The following is a 19252-nucleotide window of genomic DNA, read 5'->3' on the forward strand; positions in this document are numbered from 1 at the left end:
TATGAAACGAGTTGTTTTTTTGTTTGTTTTCACGTGTGCCGTTTGTGGGTGTACCCGTTATTCCGAGGAAGTAATGGAATCGTTGACTTTGGCGGGAGAAAATCGGGGAGAATTAGTAAAGGTATTGAAACATTATCAACGGGGACAGGACACTTTAAAATACAAGGCGGCTTCTTTTCTGATTTCGAATATGAAGTGGCATCATAACCAGATGCAATTCGAGAAACAAGATACCTCGTTGTTAAATTTGTGGCGCAAGATTGATTACCTGTACACGAGTTTGGTGCGGAACAGAACGGATGCTTTATTGCAGACTCCTTCTTTGGAACAGAAATTTTTTGATTACGGGTTGGTTACTGCTAAATTGATGAAAATGACGTCTATTCCTTTGCCTGTTTTTCTGCGTCATTCGGTTTCAGACCTTGAAAATTTGAGCGCCGAGTTTTTAATAGAACATATAGATAATGCTTTTCAAGTATGGGAAACTTCATATTTGGCTAAGGAGTTAACATTTAGTCAATTTTGCGAATACATTCTGCCGTATCGCAGTATGACGGAATGTCCCTATATTTATTCCGGAAAACAGTTGAACAATATGTTCTCGAAGCAACTGAACCGTTTTAAAGAAAAGGATATGAATCATTATATTTTCCGTTATAATCATTATGCGTTGAAAATGCAATCCATGTTCGGGCATAATGATACCATTGCCGGTTTGGGTTTGTATGATATATTCTTGTCTGCTAAGATAACTTGCCAAGAAATGGCAAATTATGCTTGTAATATTTTAAGAGCTTGTGGCTATCCCGTCGTTGTCGATTATAATATGGCTTACAAGGAAAAAGTCTCCCGCCATTATTATTGTTCCTATATGGATAGCCTGGGTTGTTGGCATGCTTTTAATCCTCAAACAGAATCGGGGGTATTATTATTATCTCCTTCTTTGAATATATATAGAGATATGTTCGGGGCGCAAGAAGATACTCCCTATATGTTGAGAAGAGAAGGTGAAAGCATACCCCGGGAGTTTGATAGCCCATGTATAAAAGATGTTACCGAGACTCGTTACCGGGTGACTGAATTGGAATTACCTTTCCCGATAACGACTTCAAATCGTTTAGCTTATCTTTATACCTTCCGGAATTCAGAGAAAGGAATGGTTCCCGTGACTTGGGGAACTGTAGATGTACAGAAACAGAGCGTGTTGTTCAAGAAAGTTCTTTACGATTTGCTTTATTTTCCGGTGTATTTGAGAGAAGGTGAGGTCGAATTTTTTGGAGATCCTTTTTATCTTACACTTTTGGATTCAGTTACAGGTGAATTTGCCGTGAAAAAATTGATAGAAAAAGTAAGTGAAGATAGTATTGGCAGTATATTATTGACTCGTAAATATCCGGAGAAGACGAATATGATAAAGGGGGCGGAGTCTATGGTAAACGGGCGTTTTGAAGGGGCTAATAAAGAGGATTTTTCGGATGCATCTCTTTTATACCGGATAGAAAAGCGTCCCCGGTTGCAGTTGCAGGAATACGAATTAAGTGGGAATAATAAGGCTTATCGATATTATCGGTATGTTGCCCCGAATGTGACGGATTTTGGTTCTAATATTTCTATTTTGGCTTTTCTTGCTGATAAGAAATCCGGTTATAAATATGTCATGCCTATATGGCATTTGCCCGTGGAAAATGAACGGCAAATCGGACTTGAGAAGTTTGATGGAAATTACGTACAGCTTGCAGAGAAAGATTTAGATAAAATGCAGGATCGAGCAGCTTTTGACGGGAATATGCAAACAACCTCTTCTATGATGATTGATTTTTTGAGATTGGAAGAGCCTGTTGTTGTGCGGAAAATTCGTATGGCACCTTTGAATGCGGAGAATCATATCGTTAAGGGTGAGAGGTATCAGCTTATGTACTGGGAGAATGGATGGAAAAGTGCTGGAATAAAAAGGGCATCTTTTAGTTTTTTGAAATTTAAAAAGGTTCCTTTAAATAAGATATATTGGTTGCGAAACTTGGATCATGGTAAGGAAGAACTTCCATTCGTGTATGAAGATGGGCAACAACGATTCATTTATCATTCTGTCATTTCAAGTCAATAGAATTTGGATGCCCGAGCGGATGTGTATTTTACAATGATTTTACAATATTTGTTGAATTGTTTTGTGGAATAAATTAATTTACTTTGAAGCTACGAATATAGCTTTACGGCTGAAATATGATTTGTTATGCAAATAAGAGGAAATAGGTGGTTCATTGGTCTTTTATTATTATTGTTTTTACATCATCCGGGAGCTTTCGGGCAGCAGGAGCAGAAGGTGGTTTCGCTGGGGGAGGCGATACGGTTGGCGCAGGAGCAGTCGTTGGATGCGATGGTGGCGAAGAGCCAGTTGCGGGCGGCGTATTGGCAGTACAGGAATTACAAGGCGGATTTGTTGCCGAACGTGAAGTTGATGGGGACGTTGCCGAGTTTCAACCGGACGCTGTCGAGTTACTTGAAGGAGGACGGGACGTACAAGTATGTTTCGAGTAACTCGATTTCGGAGCAATTGTCATTGTCGGTAACGCAGAATATCCCGTTGACGGGAGGGCAGTTGTCGTTGCAGTCGCAATTGGAACGGGTAGATCAGCTGGATGGGGAGCGGGCGACGGAGTACATGAGCGTGCCGTTTAACGTGGTGCTCTCGCAACCGTTGATCACGGCGAATCCCTTGAAGTGGAGCATGAAGATCGAGCCGGAGAAGTACAAGGAGGCTCAGCAACAGTTTGCCGTGAGCATGGAGAACGTGGCGATACAGGCTATATCGTACTATTTCGATTTGTTGCTGGCGATGATTAACGTGAATATTGATAAGCAAAATCTGGCGAGTTCGGAGAAACTGATGCAGATAGCCCAAGGGAAGCGGGAACGGGGATTGATTTCCGATAATGATTTGTTGCAGTTGAAACTGAATTACCTGAATGCTTCTTCTTCCTTGATACAGACGGAGCAGGCGTACGATCAGAAGATGTTTGCCTTGAGGAATTACCTCGGGTATAACGACCAGGTGGTGATTGTGCCGGATATACCAGGGGAATGCCCGGAGATAGAGGTGACGTTTAAGCACGTGATGGAGTTGGCAAGCAGGAACAATCCTTTCCGGTATGATGTGGTGTGCCGTATGTTGCAAGCGCAGCAGCAGGTGGCGCAGGCGAAAGCGAACCGGGGGTTTCAAGCGGATGTCTACGCTTCCATCGGTTACACGGGAAGCGACCGGGATTTCAAGCACACGTACCGTAATCTGCGTAACCGGGAATCGGTGAGCCTGGGGATCAGTATCCCGATATTGAATTGGGGGAAAGGAAGGGGACAGGTGGAACTTGCCCGTTCGCAGGAGGAGATCACAAGGGTGCAAATGGAGAAGGAAACATTGAATTTCGAGCAGGAGGTGTTGACGGCGGTGAAACAGTACCAGGAACAGAATCGGCTGAACGAGATCGTCCGGCTGGCTGACACGGTGGCACAGAAACGGTACAAGACGGCTTATGAAACTTTCGTGCTGGGACAGATCAGCGTGCTTGATTTGAACACGGCACAGACCGAGCAGGACAATGCCCGGCGGACGTATATCAGCCAGTTATACTCGTCGTGGGTGTATTTTTACACTTTGCGCAAGTTGACTTTGTATGATTTCGAGAAGAAAGAGGATATTATTTACGAACAAGAAAAATATTAAGTTATGGATCAGGCTATTTCTCCGGAGATGAAAAAACGGCGTAAAAGGAAATTGATAATAAAGGTCGTTGTTACCGTGGTGGTGTGCACGGGGGTGTTTTGGTTTTTGGTAGGCGTGTTTCAACCTAAAATCCGAGGGGCGGAGGTGAACTTCGGGATGGTGGACGAGGGAGCCGTGGAAGTATCCGTGTACGCTACGGGAAAGATAGTGCCTTTCGCCGAGGAGATCATTGCTTCCCCGGTGTCGTCGAAGGTGTTGGAGGTGTACAAGAAATCGGGCGACCGGGTGGAGAAGGGGGAGCCGCTGTTGCAGCTTGATCTGGAAACGATACGGACGGACTATGAAACCAAGAAAGAATCGTTGGAAATGCAGTTGAGCAAGCTGGATTTGCAGCGGAAGACGATAGCGAGCGACTTGGCGGAGATGAAAATGCAGATCGATATTGACGAGATGACGCTGAAACGCACGCTGGTGTCGTTGAATAACGAGCGTTACCTGGATAGCATCGGGGCGAGCACGAAAGAGAAGGTGAGGGAGGCGGAGTTGAATTACACGGTGAAGCAAATGCAGTTTGAACAATTGAAACGCAAGTTCGAGAACAAGCAGAGTGCTTCCGAGTCGGAAATCCGGTCGTTGGAATTGGATTACAAGATAGCGAAGAGGAATATCGATTTGTTGTACAAGACGTTGGGGGAGGCTCAGATCATGGCTCCCCGTTCTGCCACGCTGACTTGGATTAACGATCAGGTAGGGGCTTCCGTGTCGCAGGGGAGCAATCTGGCGATACTGTCCGATTTGTCGAGTTTCAAGGTGGAGGGTGAGATTGCCGATAGTTACGCGGATAAGATCACCACTGGCAATCGGGTGAACGTGGTGATCGGGAGCGAAAAGCTTTCCGGCTCGGTGGGGAATGTTACGCCCTCGGTAAATAACGGGATTATCAAGTTCGTCGTGTTCCTGGAAGATCAGTCCAATACCCGCTTGCGTTCGGGGTTGAAGGTGGATGTACACGTTACCCACGCCATGAAAGACGCCGTGCTGCGGATTCCCACGGGGGCTTACTACATGGGGAAAGGCGATTATGATATGTGGGTAGTAAACGGCGATCGAGCCGAGAAACGGAAAGTCGTGTTGGGCGAGAGTGGTTTCGAACACGTGGAGGTCGTGCAGGGATTGGCTACCGGCGAAAAAGTGATTCTCTCGGATATGGGGAGATACCGGGATAAGGAGGTTTTACATATAAAATGAAGGTGTGTCAAAACACACCTTCTTTTAGCTTTTAGCCTATTAGATAATCTTGAAACCGAGTGTCAAGTTCCATGATTTCGGGGCTTTGATGCTGTCACCGAATTTCTTTAGACCGAATTCGTAGTCAATGTCGAAAGTGAGTTTCCAAACGTCTACACCGGCACCGACTTTACCGTTCCACATCATCTTGTCGGACTTGAAGTCTTTTTTCAAGTTCTTGGTCACGAAAGAGGCCACGGGACCGACGAATCCGCGGAGTTTAAAGATAGGGAGTTCCAGAATATGATAACCCACCATTACCGGGATGTCGATAGAACTATATTTGAATTTTCCGATGTTTCCGGCGGTAATTTTACTTTCCTTGTGAGCGAAGTTGAAAGCCGGTTCAAGGTAAAGACTTCCAAAGTTAATTCTGGCGAAAGCACCGATCATGTAACCGCCATGAGATTCTACTTTTTGTTTCTTCGCGTTGATCTTCGTGTCGTTCCATCCCCCGTGGATACCCAAGTTTATCGGGAGAGATTGTGCCATCGTGGTTAAGCCGATAAGGCTGAAGAACGCTAAAATTACAATCTTTTTCATACTGTTCTTTTTTGTGTGATTAAATAAAATTGTTGCTATTTATTATACTCTATTCTCTTGAATTCCGAGAGGATGATGCCCGTGGCAACGCCCACGTTCAGGGATTCCGTCGAATAGGGGCTGTGTGCAAAGCTCGGGATGGTTATTTTTCGGGTAACAAACCTTTCGATTTCGGGGCTGATACCGTTTCCCTCGTTTCCCATCACGATGAATCCTTTTGTCCGAAGATCTGTACGGTAGATGTTTTCACCTTCCAGGAACGCCCCGTAGCAGGGGAAATCCTGATCCACGAACCGCGGGATAAATTCAACAAGATCCAAGTAGAACACGTTCACCCTGAAAATTGCACCCATACTGGCTTGAACGGATTTCGGGTTAAAAATGTTCGCGCAATCGTGGTCACAAAATATATCGCGAATGCCGAACCAGTCGCTTAGGCGGAGGATCGTGCCGATATTGCCGGGATCTTGTACGCCGTTGAGCACGACACTCAGTTCATTTTTTATTTCTTCCGGGGAGTGTTCTTTCACCGGGATTTGTGCCAGGGCGATGACTTCGGGCAGGGATTTGAAGTTGGAAATCCGTCCCATTTCAATCTCGTTTACCTCTATCGTGTTATATTGCCGGATGTTTTTTATGTTGCGTTCAATCCACGAGGGACGGGCGAGCAACGTGTCTATCGTCATGTCGGAGAGGAGTAATTCCTGCACGAGTTTTTCTCCTTCTATTTTAAACAAATTATATTTTTCCCTGAATTTCTTTTTTTCAAGGTTTTGGATTACATTTGTTAGGTGTTTGCTAAGCATTCTTTTCGGGTTTGCTGATTAAAATAAAACACAAACATAGTATTTTTTTGAGATTTTTGAGCATGCGTGGAGCGTACAAGGTAAGTTTTATTCTGTTTGTATTCTGTTTTCTGTATTCGTGTTCCCCGACGAAATACGTCGGGAAGGATGAATATTTGTTGGATCACGTGAAGGTGAAGGTAGATGATTATAAGCTGAATAGAAGTGATTTGAAACGGAATATACGGCAGAAACCGAACACCCGGATATTGGGTACGGTGCGCTTCCACCTCGGGTTATATAATTTGAGTGGGCGGAATGAAAAAAAGAATTTCAACCAGTGGTTGCGCCGTATCGGGGAGGCTCCCGTGGTTTACGATCCATTCCTGACGAAGCGGAGTGTCGAACAAATAGAGTTGTACCTCCACAATAAAGGTTTTTATCAGGCACAAGTACGGGATACGGTTTATTACAAGAAAAAGAGGGCAAACGTCGAGTATGCGGTGAAGGTCGGTCCCGTCACTACGATCGAGAGCGTGAAGTTTGACGAACCGGAGGGACGCCCGGGTAACCGGATAGCGGAGGAAAGTGGTCTGATGGCGAATTACCGGAGGGATACGGTGAACACCCTGTTGGAGAAGAATACACCCCTCGATTTGGACGTGTTGGACGACGAGCGGGAGAGAATCACGAAGATGCTCCGGGAGAAGGGGTATTTCAATTTCTCGAAGAATTTTATCCGTTTTATGGCGGATACTTCTTCCGTGAAGAAAGAGAACATGGCAAAGGTCTTCGTGCATATTGTCGAGAATGCCGTGGACAGCAACGCCTACAAGCGTTATTTCGTGCGGAATATCAGCGTGAACTTCGATTATGACCCGCTGGTCAGCCCGGAGCAAGTGAATGCCACATATAGTTCGTTGCTTTACAACGGGTACACGATACTATATAAGGATAAGTTGAAGATCAAACCGAAAATGATTATCGAAACGATCCAGTTGCAACAAATGGAGTTGTACAATGCGCAGCGTGTGATTGATACTTACGTGCGGTTGCAAGCTTTGAATCTTTTCAAGCTGGTGAATATCGATTTCAAGGAGGTGGCATCCGACGGGGATGTGAAAGCGCTAGACTGCGTGATACAATTGTCGCCCGTGAAGAGGCAATCGTATAACGTGTTTCTGGAAGGAACCCACAATTCGGGTAACTTGGGAGTCGGGGGTAATTTCACGTATAACCATCGCAACGTGTTCCGGGCAGGGGAGAATATCTCTGCCAGCGTGTGGGGAAGCCTGCGTAAGGAACAGGTGAACGGCGAGGGGAAGATATTCAATACCTCGGAGATCGGGGCGGAATTGAAACTCGTGACGCCGCAGTTTTGGATGCCTTTCTTGCAGATGAAGGACTTCCGGCGGAATTATGCCCCGAAGACGTCTATCTCCTTCTCTTACAGTTACGAGTATACGCCTTACTATACCCGCTCGATCGCCAACGCCCGGTTCGGTTACTTGTGGCGAAAGGCGGACAAGAAATGGCGGTACAATTTTGATCTAATCGACCTGAACTACGTGTTGATGAAGGATGTGGACAAGAATTTCATCGACGGGTTGAAGAACGAGTATATCAAGAATGCGTACACGGATCACATGATCCTCTCGGCAGTGTTCTCGGCAACGTTCACCGATCAACTCGTGAACGTGAAAACAATGAATTACAATTACTTTCGGGTGAACGTGGAAACTTCCGGCAACGTGTTGAACGTGATAGACCACCTTGCCGGGAGCAAGAAAAAGGGGGAAACGCTGGACGAGAAATATTATAAGCTCTTGGGGGTACGTTACGCACAGTTTGTCAAGTCGGATGCCGAGTACCGTTACAATTGGTATATCAATCGGGCGAACTCTTTGGTAGGACGTTTCTTTGTCGGTTGCGGTTATCCCTACGGAAACATGAAAGTGTTGCCTTTCGAGGAGGCTTTCTACGCGGGAGGGGCTAATGATATGCGAGCCTGGCAGGCAAGAACGTTAGGACCGGGTGCGTATCTGGCTGTAGAGAAATACCCGAATAGCGTGGGGGACTTTAAGTTGGCGGCGAATATCGAGTATCGCTTTAAGTTGCTTTGGTTGTTGGAGGGCGCTTTATTCGTGGATGCGGGTAACGTGTGGAATATCAACCCAAAAGAAGACCGGAATGGGGCAATATTGAATTACAATTTCTTTAATCAAATAGCGGTAGGCACGGGAGCCGGCTTGCGTTTGAATGCCAATTTCTTCCTCTTGCGTTTCGATTTGGGTATAAAACTGAAAGACCCTTCACTTCCGGCAGGACAGCGTTTTGTCCTCTTTAATTCCAACGGGGGATTCCGCCGCTCGGTATTTAACGTGGCAATCGGGTATCCGTTCTAGGGGTTTGGTAAATTTGTAAATTATACCGATATTTGGGTGATAACTTTTATCTTTTAATTTTTAACTTTTAACTTACATATCTCTTGGTGACACAGATCGTTGTATATTTATCGTTGTTGTTGCAGATCGTGGCGATGGGGTTTGCAATCAGCCTGTTCAAGCGGACAAAGTTCAATGCGGCGTGGATATTGATTTCCACGGGCTTCTTTCTCATGGCGATTTATCGGGCGATAGAGTTGGTGCCGTCGATGCACCGGGGGGAATCGGAAGAATTGTACCAGACGAAGGTGTGGTTGTCATTCGTGATTTCCCTGGCGTTTGCTATCGGGGCGTTTTATATACGGAAAGTGTTTCAATTCCTGCGTCGTTTGGACGGGATTCGGAGTGAAACAGAGAAAAGGGTACTGTCGGCGGTAATCCGCACGGAGGAACAGGAGCGGCAACGTTTTGCCAAGGAATTACACGATGGCTTGGGACCCTTGTTGAGTGTCATCAAGATGCTGCTTTCCGGCTTTAATCAGGGCAACACCCCGGAGGTGAACGAGAAGATCAAGGGGAACCTCAAGCAAGCGGTCGACGAAGCTATCGTGGGTGTGCGGGAAATATCGGCAAATATCAGTCCCCATATATTGAATAATTTCGGCTTGAAGGATGCCGTGGAGTCATTTATCAAGAAATTGCGTCCTGCCGAGGGAATTGATATTGTTTTTAAAACAAATCTCGAGAATAATCGTTTCGCTTACAATGTCGAGGTTATCATGTACCGGGTGGTTTGCGAGTTGCTCAATAACACGTTGCGCCATGCCGAAGCGAGCAAGATCAGTATCGATTTGCAGTTGCAGGGCGGTATTTTATATCTCGAGTACGAGGACAACGGCATGGGATTTGACGTGAAGCTGGCGGAGAGCGACGGGGGGATGGGATTGAGCAATATGCAGTATCGCCTGAACTCCGGTAACGGGGATATTAAGATATTGAGTGAACGAGGCAAGGGTATGATTGCCCGGGCTTTTATAAAATGTAAGTAATATGGATAAACTGAGAATATATCTGGTCGATGACCACAAGTTATTTCGCGAGGGCTTGAAATTGTTGCTTTCGACACAGGATTTCGTGCGTCATATCTACGAGGCTTCCAGTGGGCGGGAGTTTATCGAGAACCTGTCGTTCGTGGATTGTGACGTGGTACTCATGGACATCGAGATGCCCGGGATGAACGGTATCGATGCGACGATAGAGGCGATGAAGATGAAGCCCGGTCTGAAGATCATCGTGCTTTCCATGTACGGTGACGAGCAATACTATTACAAGATGATCGACGCGGGAGCGAAAGGATTCTTGCTAAAGAACTCCGGCATCGATAAAGTGGTCACCGCGATACAGAAAGTGGCGGAAGGGGAGAGCTTCTTCTCGGAAGAATTGCTGGTGAATATTCTGAACAATATGCGGGATAACAAGAACGAGGCACCTGAAATTGCGGATAATGATATTTCGGAACGGGAACTGGAAATACTGTACCACGTTTGCCGGGGACTTTCCAACCAAGAGATTGCCGACGAATTGTTTATCAGCAAGCGCACGGTCGACAAGCACCGCGCCAACCTGCTCAGCAAGACAGGATGCCGCAACACGGCCGCGCTGGTGATGTACGCGATAAAGAATAACATAATAGAGATTTAATTAGTTGATGAATGGAATGATTTTCGCCGCCGGGCTGGGGACACGGTTAAGACCGTTGACGAACGACAGACCTAAGGCTTTGGTGGAATTGAACGGGAAAACGTTGCTGGAGCTGGTGATCGGTAGGATGAAGGAGGTTGGGGTGGAGCGTTTGGTGATAAACATTCACCATTTTGCCGATCAAGTGAAAACCTTCTTGCGGGAACACGATAATTTCGGGATGGATATTGTTCTCTCCGAAGAGAGGGGTGAATTGCTCGACACGGGGGGAGGGGTACTGAAAGCCCGTGACCTGTTTATTCCCGGTCAGCCGGTACTGATCCATAACGTGGATATATTGACCGATTTGGATTTGAATGCTTTGATCCGGCAACACGAGGAACGCCGCGCGTATGCTACTTTGGTCGTTAAACCCTGTCTGGCAGATCGGGTGTTGAAGTTCAATCACGGCATACTGAAAGGCTGGGAGAACAAGCGGACGGGTGAACAGAAGATCGTGGACGAAGGTTTTTACAAGGCGACAGAATATAATTATTGCGGCATACAAGTACTAAGCCCCGATTATCTGGAAAATATCGTGCTTAAAGGAGTTTTTTCAATCATAGACGAGCATCTGACCCAAGCGAAAGACCATCCCGTCGAGCTTTTTCAACACGACGGCTTTGTCCTTGATCTCGGTACACCGGAAGCGATCAGGAAAGCAAGCCAATTTAAATAATTCTTCTGCTTCCCGGGATGAGTTTGATCCTGTTCGTGTCCTCGAAGAACTTGAAATACATGTACAGCTTGTAGTTAAAATCGAATCCATAGTTTTTATTCATGCTGTAATCGATATAACTATTTATTCTCGGGTCGCCCATGGCATAGCGCCTGTTCCATTCGATAGAATATTGCAGGTTCATGCTTTGGTAATATTCATTGCTGTGTTGGTTTGCCACGGATTGGTGAGTTGCCAGCCAGTAGTCGAATCCGGGATCGAAAACGATCAATTCATATTGCGCTGAATCTTTGATCGCGCAACGTCCCTTCTTATTCTGTGCGACATCTTTCTGTGAGGCGCAAGAGAAAAAGAGCGCGAATACAAGGAGTAATCCGAATAATCTCATAATCACTGTTTTTATTTGTTTATAAGTGAGTCTAAGATACGAAAAAAAGAGGAGAAAAACAAGGCGGTCTAATAATATTTATCAATACCGCCATACCCGGCAATTATTTTATCCTCTCTTGTTTTGTTCATGAAATTGGATAATCTTTTCTCGAATTCATCGGGACGGTTTCTTGCCGCTTCAATGTATCCCACGCGGATTCTTTTGTACGATTCCGACAATTTTTGATAATTTCTCCACACGGTTTCATCTTGTTTCAATCTGTCAATAATGTCTTGCGGGAAATGAAATCTTTCCTGTAAAATCTTTTCCACGTCTTTTTTTACTTTAGGGTGGATCAAATTATGTTCCAAGAGCCATTTCAACCGTTCTTTATTCGGCTGAGAGTAGTATGTTTTATTCTTTCGAGGCAAAAAGCGTTGGATTTTATGTTCGTCGTCAAGTTTTTTTACCGTGCTATCAATCCATCCGAAACACAGGGCTTCTTCCACTGCATCATTATACGATATACAAGGTTTGTCTGTTGATCTAAGCGGAAAAATAAACCAGATTTCTTGCTCTGACTCAAAGTTATTTTCGAGCCATTTTCTCCAATCTTTTCTATTTGTAAAATACTGTGTTTTTAAATTCTCTACCTCTCTCATTTACTTTACCGTGTTTCTTGTGGAGTTTGCTTCTAGTAAAAAGCCGGGGATGTTTTCCCCGGCTTTTTACTTTTATCTTTTCCAGACTTATTTCACGGCGATGGTTTCGATTTCAACCATGGCGCCCATGGGGAGTGCTTTCACGGCGAAAGCGGCACGTGCCGGGCAGTCGCTCTTGTAATATTTAGCGTACACTTCGTTCATATCGCCGAAATAAGACATATCACCGAGCAGGCAGGTTGATTTTACCACGTTGTCGAAGGTATATCCGGCTTCTTCCAGGATATAACCGATGTTCTTCAAGCATTGTTCGGTTTGTTCCTTCACGCCGCCTTCCACGAATTTGCCGGTGTTCACGTCGATAGGGAGTTGACCGCTGATGTAAAGCGTTCCGTTCGCTTCAATGGCTTGGCTGTAAGGACCGATGGCTTTCGGTGCTTTCGGTGAGTTGATAACTTTTTTCATAATCACTTTATTTTATTAATTAATATATGATTCGCGTTTCGCGGGGCAAAGATAGGAAAACTAAAAGATAAAAGCTAAAAACTAAAAGCCGAGAAATGATCCTCGGCTTTCGTTTTTTACTTTAATCCCTGCTAGTAGTTGTTTTTCTTTTCCTCGAAGTATGCTTGCGGGTGAGCGCATGCCGGGCAAGCTTTCGGCGCTGTTTTACCCTTGTGCACGTAACCGCAGTTGCGGCATTGCCACAGGATTTCTTCATCTCTCTCGAATACTTTGCCTTCTTCCACTCTGGCGAGGAGGGTTCTGTAACGAGCCTCGTGTTCAGCCTCTACTTTCGCGATATTGCGGAACACTGCCGCGATGGCGGTAAATCCTTCTTCCTCGGCTACTTTCGCGAATTCCGGGTAGAGGTCAGCCCACTCCTCGTTTTCGCCTTCAGCGGCAGCTTTCAAGTTCTCGGCAGTAGTCCCGATAATACCAGCGGGGTAGGATGCCGTGATTTCAACCATTCCGCCTTCCAGGAACTTGAAGAATCTTTTGGCGTGTTCTTTTTCTTGTTCCGCGGTTTCCATGAATACTCCGGCGATCTGCTCGAAGCCTTCTTTTTTAGCCACGCTTGCAAAGAAAGTGTAGCGACTTCTGGCTTGTGATTCGCCAGCAAATGATTTCAATAAGTTCTGTTCTGTTTTTGTTCCTTTGATACTCATAGTAAATGTATATTAGCTGTTGTTTTCATTTTTCGTGTTACAATATTACAACAAATCGTGGAGGTAAACAAATATTTATTTTTTATATAGTTATAGAAATTTGTTATGGGTCTATAAGGTCCGTAAAGTTCATAAGGTCCGTAAAGTCCATAAAGTCACGGGTGTCCTTCGGACAGAGTTTATCGGCAGCTGGGCTGCCGTGGACAAAGCGCCCGCAGGGTCAAATGACCTTATAGACCTTATGGACTTTACGGACTAGAGAGAGCCGTTCCGGCTCTCTACTCGTTCTTGTGAATCGAGTAATTCGTGATACCCAGGCTCTCGTATGTCTTTTTGAGGGCTTCGTCGTCGTCGGTGATAACGAGGAGTTTGTCGCCCGTGTGTAGTTTGGTTTTGCCTTTTGGGACGCAGTAGGAGTCGTTCTTTTTGATGAGCGCGACCAGCGTGTTGTCCGGTAGTACCAGATCCATGAGGCGGTCGCCTTTGGCGAGCATGGAGGGGATGACCTCGATCTCGGACATGGCGGTCTTGATTTCCTCGGGGAGTTCCACGTTGAAGACGTTTTGTCGTGTTTCCGGAGTGGAAAGGCCGAGTAGTTTTGCCATGTAGCTTACGGTTGTACCCTGCACGACGAGGGATAGAATCGTGATGAAGAACACGACGTTAAATATCAACGAGGCGTGCTGTATGTTGGCGATGAGGGGGTATGTGGCAAAAATGATAGGGACTGCGCCGCGCAAACCGACCCACGACACGTACGCGCGCGCTTTGGTGGTCATCTTCCGGAAAGGAAGCAGGCAGAGGAATACGCTGACGGGGCGGGCGAGTATAATCATGAAGACTCCTACAAAAATCCCGAGCGAGGCGATCGGTAGCAGTTCTGACGGGTTGACAAGCAAGCCCAGCGTGAGGAACATGACGATCTGGAACAGCCACGTGATTCCGTCGAAGAAGGTGGCGAGGCTCTTTTTGTGTACCACTTTCCGGTTGCCGACCACGAGTCCGGCGATATAGACGGCGAGGTAGCCGTTACCTTTCACCAGGTCGGTGAAGGAGAATATGAAGAACACGAAGGCGAGCAAGAGGACGGGGTAGAGGGATTGGTTGATGTTCAGTTTGTTGATACAGTACACTGCCAGCCGCCCGAGCAGGAATCCCGCCACGGCGCCGATGCTCATTTGCATGATGAATTGGAGGGCGGTGTTCGCGAGGCTGCTTTCGCCGGATTGGATGATCTGGATGAGCAGGATGGTCAGCATGTATGCCATGGGGTCATTACTACCACTTTCCAGTTCCAGCATGGGGCGCAGGTTTTCTTTCAATCCCTGCCGTTTCGAGCGGAGTATGGAGAACACGGAAGCCGAGTCCGTGGACGACATCACCGAGGCGAGCAGGAGCGATTCGATAAAGGTGAGCTGGACGAAGCTGTTTTCGAGGTTGGTGATGTAATAGATAAAATATCCCGTGAGCAGGGCGGTGAACATGACCCCGACGGTGGCAAGCACGATCCCTTGCCCGAGAACGGGTTTGATTTCCGAGGCGCTGGTGTCCATACCGCCGGAGAATAGGATGATACTTAGCGCGATAACGCCGATGAATTGTGCCGTTTGGGGGTTGTTGAACTCGATCCCGAGCCCGTCTGTCCCGAAGAGCATTCCGACTCCAAGGAAGAGCAATAACGCCGGTACCCCGAACCGGAAACCGGCTTTTCCCACGACAATACTGACAAATAATAGAATAGATCCAATAAGTAAGATGTTTCCGGCGTCTAGGGTCATAAGCGTTTCTTTTTGTTAATTTCTTTTCTTTTTCCCGAAGGAGCGGTTACCGGGGCGGCGTCCCCCTCTTGGCGAGCCGTGGTCGAATGCCTTGGGGTTGTACGCCGGTGCGGTCCCGAGAGAGGCGGGGATAGGAATCTTGTAGACTTCTTCTCCTATGAATTGCTCTATCCGGTAGAATTTTCCTTGTTCCGCCTCGGAAACGAAGGTGATGGCAACTCCCTCGGCATCAGCCCGCGCGGTACGCCCGATCCGGTGGATGTAATCTTCCGGGTCATGCGGCACGTCAAAGTTGATAACCAATCCTATATTATCAATATCTATGCCACGCGACACGATGTCGGTGGCAACGAGGATATCTATTTTGTTATTTTTAAAGTTCATCATGACTTCCTCCCGTTCCGATTGTTCGAGATCGGAGTGCATTGCCGCCACGTTGTATTTTTTACGTTTCAGGGTGAAGGCGAGGTCTTTTACTTTTTGCTTGGAGGAAGCGAAGATGAGCGTCTTGTGGACGGTCGGTTTGTTGAACAGTTCCTCGATGATTCCCATTTTCTGTTTCTCGTGACAGATGTAGGCGGCTTGCATGATTGCCTCGTTGGGTTTCGACACGGCGACGTTGATTTCCACGGGGTCACGCAGCACGTTCTGTGCCAGTTGCCTGATCTTCGGGGGCATGGTGGCGGAGAAGAGGATGGTTTGCCTGTCCTTGGGCAGCTTGGCGACGATCTGCATGATGTCGTCGAAGAATCCCATGTCGAGCATCCGGTCTGCCTCGTCGAGGACGAAGTACTTGACCTGTGACAGGTCTACATCGCTGTGTTGCAGGTGGGCGATCAACCGTCCCGGTGTGGCGATAGCCACGTCCGCCCCGAGGCGCAGCGCTCGTTTCTGTTGATCCCACAACGCCCCGTCGCCCCCGCCGTAGACGACTACCGTGGATACGGGCAGGAAGTACGAGAATCCCTCGAATTGCACGTCTATTTGCTGTGCCAGTTCCCGCGTGGGCGCCATGATGACGGCTTTCACGCTGTCCGTTTTTTCATCTTCCTTGACCAGCCGGTTGAGGATGGGGAGGGTGTAAGCGGCAGTTTTTCCCGTGCCTGTCTGCGCGCAGGCGATGAGGTCTTTTCCCTCGAGTATGACGGGTATCGTTAATTCTTGTATAGGGGTTGTTTCTTGAAAGTTCATTGCATCCAATCCTTGCAATACTTCTTGCTCTAGTTCCAGCTCGTCAAATCTCATCTTTATAAGTCTTTCTATGTTTTTAAGCCCGCTCCCGTGTCCCCCGGGAGTCCGCGTGTGGCGGGATTTCATGTTTAAGGTTCCCGTCTTGTTGATGCAAAGTTAAGAAAAAAATTGTTTTTATTCCCATTCACTTGTCGAATCTTTCAGTTCGGGTATAGAGGATGCCTTGAAAATGATGTTTTTCTTGCTCGTTCGCCTTTGCCGCTGGTAATCCTGCAAGACTTTCAAGGCGATTTTGCCGAGCAGCACGATAGCCACGAGGTTGATGACGGTCATGACTGCCATGGCGAGGTCGGCGAGGTTCCACACGAGGTCGAGCGCCGCGACGGAGCCGAACATGACCATTGCGCCCACGGCGACGCGGTACACCTGCAAGTAGGTTTTGCTCTTCGAGATGAAGAGCAGGTTCGTTTCGCAGTACGAGTAGTTGCCGACGATGGAGCTGAAGGCGAAGAGCAGTATGGCGACGGCGATGAATTGCCCGCCCGCGCTGCCGATCTCGCGGGTGAGCGCCATCTGCGTGAGCTGGATGCCTTTCACCGAACCGTCCAGAGGCACGCCGGAGAGCAGGATGATGAAGGCGGTGCAGCTGCAAATGATGAGCGTGTCGGTGAACACGCTTAACGCTTGTATCAATCCCTGTTTCGCCGGGTGGCTGACGTCCGCGGTGGCGGCGGCGTTCGGGGCGGAACCCATGCCCGCCTCGTTGGAGAACAGCCCGCGGCGTATGCCCTGCATGACGATGACCCCCAGCCCGCCGCCGGCGAATTGCTCGAACCCGAGGGCGTTGGAGAATATGCTGCCCATCACGCCCGGCAGCATCCCGGCACGGGTGCCGAGGATGTACACGGCGAGCAGGATGTAGGCGATAGCCATCAAGGGTACGAGTATCCCCGAGATGACGGCGATGCGGTGGATGCCCCCGAATATGACGAGGAAGGTGAACGCCGTGAGGATTGCCCCGAACCATACCCGGCTCGTGCCGAATACCTCGTTGAAGGCGAACGTCACAGTGTTCGCCTGCACGGAGTTGAATACCAGCCCGAACGTGATGGTGATGATGACGGCGAAGAGGATGCCCATCCATCGCCGCCGCAATCCCCGTTCCATGTAGAAGGCGGGACCGCCGATGAAGGTGCGCTCGCCTTTCGTCTTGTATACCTGTGCCAGCGTCGATTCGACGAAGGCGGACGCCGAGCCGACCAGCGCGATGAGCCACATCCAGAAGATGGCGCCGGGCCCGCCAAGGGCGAGTGCCGTCGCCACGCCCGCGAGGTTGCCCGTTCCCACGCGGGAAGCCGTCGCGATGCAGAAAGCCTGAAAGGAGGTGACCGAGTTCTTGTGGCTCTTGCCGCCGGCGATGCCGTCGCCGAGCAGGCGGAACATCTCGCGGATGTCGCGGAATTGCACGAATTTGCTCTTGAACGTGAAATATAGCCCGATGACGATCAACGCGGCGATCAGTATGTAGGTGTAGATAAAGTCGTTGACAGATATAATCCAGTTGTTCAGTGTTTCCATCGTGGAGAAGTTCTTTTATTTTCCATTTTCAATTGTTTGGTTTTTACGTTAAACTTTCTGAACGTGTTTCACGGGAGGGGGAAAAAGTTAAAGAGGGGGGAAAAAGTTAAAATAGCCATTCAAGGGCGTAACGGGCGAGGATTAGCAGGGCGAGCACGATGCCTAGGAACGAGCAGGCGGCGTGCACCTTGCTGAAGCGGTCGTCGAAGTCGGTGGGCGAGAAGCCGAAAAGCAGGCGCACGCTGAATAGCACGAGCGAGGCGACGGGGAGCAGGAAGGCGGTGAGGAAGTACGTGTCGAAATCGAGCCGGGCGAAGAAGAGGGCGTAGAATAGCGTGATCCACCACCCGAATGTTCCGGCGGCGTGCGTGGCGAAAATCCTGTTGGCTCGCCGTTCTCTTTCCTCGTCGAAGTTCATCAGTTCGGGCAAATGGGGTAAGCGAGAAGGACGTCTATCGGCTCGATGGGTACCTCGTCCAGGTACCACACGTCCAGTTTTTCCACTACCGGCGGGAACTCGACGAGGATTTGCCTCGTGCCATTTCCCATGTTTGTGTTTGTTTCCATGTTCATATCCTTGTAATAAGTTAGCATCGTTAAAGGAAAGGGGGTGTAGTCCATTCCCCCCTTTCCGGGAGCGGGGATAGCATATGGTCGCGTGTAAGAGTTATAGAAACCCCACTCCCTCGTGATTCTAATTTGTCACGGAAAATAACCAGAAATAAATACTCCCGGGCTGATAAGTCACCCCGGGAGTTATAATATAACGGCGGGGACGGCTCAATCATGGAAGTCACGTTCTATCCGCATGAAAAAGCAATCCCACGCCGTTACGAGTATAATTCTAAAAAGAATATACGAGTAAACGGCGCGAGTGTTGCAATCCCATTTTCTCGGATATTTCTATCTTGAACGTGACTTCAAAAAATGGACAACATCACGAGAGGACTTTTACTAGCGGCTTTCCGCATGATCCTCGATGCAAAGATATAAAAATTTTTAATAATTTGAAGTTAAAGATGAAAATATCGCGTGAAATTATCCCTCGTTCCGGATCAGCCCGACGTAGCGGCTCTCCGAGAAGCTCTGGTAGTCGGCACGGCGAAAAAGGAGGAACACGTGCACGTCTTCCACGACGGGAAACCGCTTGGAAGGGAGGATGACTTGGGCTTTGCGTTCCTGCCTCGTGAACCCGGTGGAGGCAACCAGTTGCGGGGAATCCGGGCGGGACTCGTAGAAGTAGCCCACCAGCAGTTCGTCATCCGGGGCGGCACGCCCGGTGGGGCAGGCGGGGATTTCCCACTCGATGAACAGCTTCCACCCGATGCGGCTGACCCGCGCCTCGCGCCCCGTCCCTTATACCCATCT

19 protein-coding genes are annotated in these 19252 nt (G+C 48.1%); 7 read left to right on the forward strand and 12 right to left on the reverse strand.

The window, feature by feature from the left end; genetic code table 11:
- Nucleotide 1: 1 nt before the first annotated feature.
- The 3 genes from BN8899_RS16015 (at nucleotide 2) to BN8899_RS16025 (ending at nucleotide 4966) form a co-directional block, all read left to right on the forward strand.
- Nucleotides 2-2104, forward strand: coding sequence for a hypothetical protein (locus BN8899_RS16015; protein WP_065220154.1), 2103 nt, complete (start codon nucleotides 2-4; stop codon nucleotides 2102-2104).
- Nucleotides 2105-2230: 126 nt separating this feature from the next.
- Entirely contained in the window at nucleotides 2231-3718 is a 1488-nt protein-coding gene (locus BN8899_RS16020) for a TolC family protein (RefSeq protein ID WP_065220155.1), read from the forward strand.
- 3 nt (nucleotides 3719-3721) lie between these two features.
- On the forward strand, nucleotides 3722-4966 hold the full coding sequence (locus tag BN8899_RS16025) for an efflux RND transporter periplasmic adaptor subunit (RefSeq protein WP_065220156.1): 1245 nt from the start codon (nucleotides 3722-3724) through the stop codon (nucleotides 4964-4966).
- 39 nt (nucleotides 4967-5005) lie between these two features.
- On the opposite strand, the gene BN8899_RS16030 is transcribed toward BN8899_RS16025, so the two are convergent.
- Nucleotides 5006-5548: a porin family protein gene (locus tag BN8899_RS16030; protein WP_018336541.1), complete on the reverse strand. Its 543-nt coding sequence runs from the start codon at nucleotides 5546-5548 to the stop codon at nucleotides 5006-5008.
- Between the two features lie 35 nt (nucleotides 5549-5583).
- Complete coding sequence (locus BN8899_RS16035) at nucleotides 5584-6285, reverse strand: RNA methyltransferase (protein WP_231932401.1); 702 nt, start codon at nucleotides 6283-6285, stop codon at nucleotides 5584-5586.
- A 131-nt stretch (nucleotides 6286-6416) separates the two neighbouring features.
- Between BN8899_RS16035 and BN8899_RS16040 the strand changes: the two genes are divergently transcribed.
- The 4 genes from BN8899_RS16040 (at nucleotide 6417) to BN8899_RS16055 (ending at nucleotide 11136) form a co-directional block, all read left to right on the forward strand.
- Nucleotides 6417-8738, forward strand: a complete 2322-nt coding sequence (locus BN8899_RS16040; protein WP_065220158.1) for a translocation and assembly module lipoprotein TamL — start codon at nucleotides 6417-6419, stop codon at nucleotides 8736-8738.
- Between the two features lie 86 nt (nucleotides 8739-8824).
- Complete coding sequence (locus tag BN8899_RS16045) at nucleotides 8825-9766, forward strand: sensor histidine kinase (RefSeq protein WP_231932402.1); 942 nt, start codon at nucleotides 8825-8827, stop codon at nucleotides 9764-9766.
- Nucleotide 9767: 1 nt separating this feature from the next.
- On the forward strand, nucleotides 9768-10418 hold the full coding sequence (locus tag BN8899_RS16050; RefSeq protein ID WP_018336537.1) for a response regulator transcription factor: 651 nt from the start codon (nucleotides 9768-9770) through the stop codon (nucleotides 10416-10418).
- 7 nt (nucleotides 10419-10425) lie between these two features.
- Nucleotides 10426-11136 (forward strand): nucleotidyltransferase family protein, encoded by a 711-nt coding sequence (locus tag BN8899_RS16055; RefSeq protein WP_065220159.1) that lies wholly within the window; start codon nucleotides 10426-10428, stop codon nucleotides 11134-11136.
- On the opposite strand, the gene BN8899_RS16060 is transcribed toward BN8899_RS16055, so the two are convergent.
- The 10 genes from BN8899_RS16060 to BN8899_RS20825 all read right to left on the reverse strand — a co-directional run bounded on the left by BN8899_RS16060 (nucleotide 11129) and on the right by BN8899_RS20825 (nucleotide 19132).
- Nucleotides 11129-11524 (reverse strand): DUF6146 family protein, encoded by a 396-nt coding sequence (locus BN8899_RS16060; protein WP_018336535.1) that lies wholly within the window; start codon nucleotides 11522-11524, stop codon nucleotides 11129-11131. The two genes, BN8899_RS16055 and BN8899_RS16060, sit on opposite strands and share 8 nt — an antisense overlap.
- A gap of 68 nt (nucleotides 11525-11592) precedes the next feature.
- Complete coding sequence (locus tag BN8899_RS16065) at nucleotides 11593-12168, reverse strand: YdeI/OmpD-associated family protein (RefSeq protein ID WP_018336534.1); 576 nt, start codon at nucleotides 12166-12168, stop codon at nucleotides 11593-11595.
- Between the two features lie 87 nt (nucleotides 12169-12255).
- A complete protein-coding gene (locus tag BN8899_RS16070) occupies nucleotides 12256-12633 on the reverse strand; it encodes a RidA family protein (protein WP_018336533.1) in 378 nt (125 codons plus the stop codon).
- 131 nt (nucleotides 12634-12764) lie between these two features.
- Nucleotides 12765-13337: a rubrerythrin gene (gene rbr, locus BN8899_RS16075; RefSeq protein ID WP_018336532.1), complete on the reverse strand. Its 573-nt coding sequence runs from the start codon at nucleotides 13335-13337 to the stop codon at nucleotides 12765-12767.
- A gap of 278 nt (nucleotides 13338-13615) precedes the next feature.
- The gene (locus BN8899_RS16080) at nucleotides 13616-15115 is read right to left on the reverse strand and encodes a potassium/proton antiporter (protein ID WP_065220160.1); all 1500 of its coding nucleotides are present in this window, start codon (nucleotides 15113-15115) and stop codon (nucleotides 13616-13618) included.
- Between the two features lie 15 nt (nucleotides 15116-15130).
- Nucleotides 15131-16360 (reverse strand): DEAD/DEAH box helicase, encoded by a 1230-nt coding sequence (locus BN8899_RS16085; protein WP_065220161.1) that lies wholly within the window; start codon nucleotides 16358-16360, stop codon nucleotides 15131-15133.
- 120 nt (nucleotides 16361-16480) lie between these two features.
- Nucleotides 16481-17884, reverse strand: coding sequence for an alanine/glycine:cation symporter family protein (locus BN8899_RS16090; RefSeq protein WP_065220162.1), 1404 nt, complete (start codon nucleotides 17882-17884; stop codon nucleotides 16481-16483).
- Between the two features lie 106 nt (nucleotides 17885-17990).
- A complete protein-coding gene (locus tag BN8899_RS16095) occupies nucleotides 17991-18302 on the reverse strand; it encodes a hypothetical protein (RefSeq protein ID WP_065220163.1) in 312 nt (103 codons plus the stop codon).
- A complete protein-coding gene (locus tag BN8899_RS16100; RefSeq protein ID WP_157237432.1) occupies nucleotides 18302-18451 on the reverse strand; it encodes a hypothetical protein in 150 nt (49 codons plus the stop codon). The genes BN8899_RS16095 and BN8899_RS16100 overlap by 1 nt, the downstream gene beginning before the upstream one ends.
- 471 nt (nucleotides 18452-18922) lie before the next feature.
- Complete coding sequence (locus BN8899_RS20825) at nucleotides 18923-19132, reverse strand: hypothetical protein (protein ID WP_148375486.1); 210 nt, start codon at nucleotides 19130-19132, stop codon at nucleotides 18923-18925.
- Nucleotides 19133-19252 lie beyond the last annotated feature (120 nt).

It is taken from the genome of Butyricimonas sp. Marseille-P2440, assembly GCF_900091675.1.
Lineage (GTDB): Bacteria > Bacteroidota > Bacteroidia > Bacteroidales > Marinifilaceae > Butyricimonas > Butyricimonas synergistica.

Excerpts from the sequence above, each read along its gene's own strand:
- BN8899_RS16090 (WP_065220162.1), bottom strand. The coding sequence starts at position 17,884 with ATGGAAACACTGAACAACTGGATTATATCTGTCAACGACTTTATCTAC.
- BN8899_RS16060 (WP_018336535.1), bottom strand. The coding sequence starts at position 11,524 with ATGAGATTATTCGGATTACTCCTTGTATTCGCGCTCTTTTTCTCTTGC.
- BN8899_RS16050 (WP_018336537.1), top strand. The coding sequence starts at position 9,768 with ATGGATAAACTGAGAATATATCTGGTCGATGACCACAAGTTATTTCGC.
- BN8899_RS16040 (WP_065220158.1), top strand. The coding sequence starts at position 6,417 with ATGCGTGGAGCGTACAAGGTAAGTTTTATTCTGTTTGTATTCTGTTTT.
- BN8899_RS16080 (WP_065220160.1), bottom strand. The coding sequence starts at position 15,115 with ATGACCCTAGACGCCGGAAACATCTTACTTATTGGATCTATTCTATTA.
- BN8899_RS16065 (WP_018336534.1), bottom strand. The coding sequence starts at position 12,168 with ATGAGAGAGGTAGAGAATTTAAAAACACAGTATTTTACAAATAGAAAA.
- rbr (WP_018336532.1), bottom strand. The coding sequence starts at position 13,337 with ATGAGTATCAAAGGAACAAAAACAGAACAGAACTTATTGAAATCATTT.
- BN8899_RS16085 (WP_065220161.1), bottom strand. The coding sequence starts at position 16,360 with ATGAGATTTGACGAGCTGGAACTAGAGCAAGAAGTATTGCAAGGATTG.
- BN8899_RS16055 (WP_065220159.1), top strand. The coding sequence starts at position 10,426 with ATGAATGGAATGATTTTCGCCGCCGGGCTGGGGACACGGTTAAGACCG.
- BN8899_RS16015 (WP_065220154.1), top strand. The coding sequence starts at position 2 with ATGAAACGAGTTGTTTTTTTGTTTGTTTTCACGTGTGCCGTTTGTGGG.
- BN8899_RS16095 (WP_065220163.1), bottom strand. The coding sequence starts at position 18,302 with ATGAACTTCGACGAGGAAAGAGAACGGCGAGCCAACAGGATTTTCGCC.
- BN8899_RS16020 (WP_065220155.1), top strand. The coding sequence starts at position 2,231 with ATGCAAATAAGAGGAAATAGGTGGTTCATTGGTCTTTTATTATTATTG.
- BN8899_RS16100 (WP_157237432.1), bottom strand. The coding sequence starts at position 18,451 with ATGGAAACAAACACAAACATGGGAAATGGCACGAGGCAAATCCTCGTC.
- BN8899_RS16025 (WP_065220156.1), top strand. The coding sequence starts at position 3,722 with ATGGATCAGGCTATTTCTCCGGAGATGAAAAAACGGCGTAAAAGGAAA.
- BN8899_RS16030 (WP_018336541.1), bottom strand. The coding sequence starts at position 5,548 with ATGAAAAAGATTGTAATTTTAGCGTTCTTCAGCCTTATCGGCTTAACC.
- BN8899_RS16070 (WP_018336533.1), bottom strand. The coding sequence starts at position 12,633 with ATGAAAAAAGTTATCAACTCACCGAAAGCACCGAAAGCCATCGGTCCT.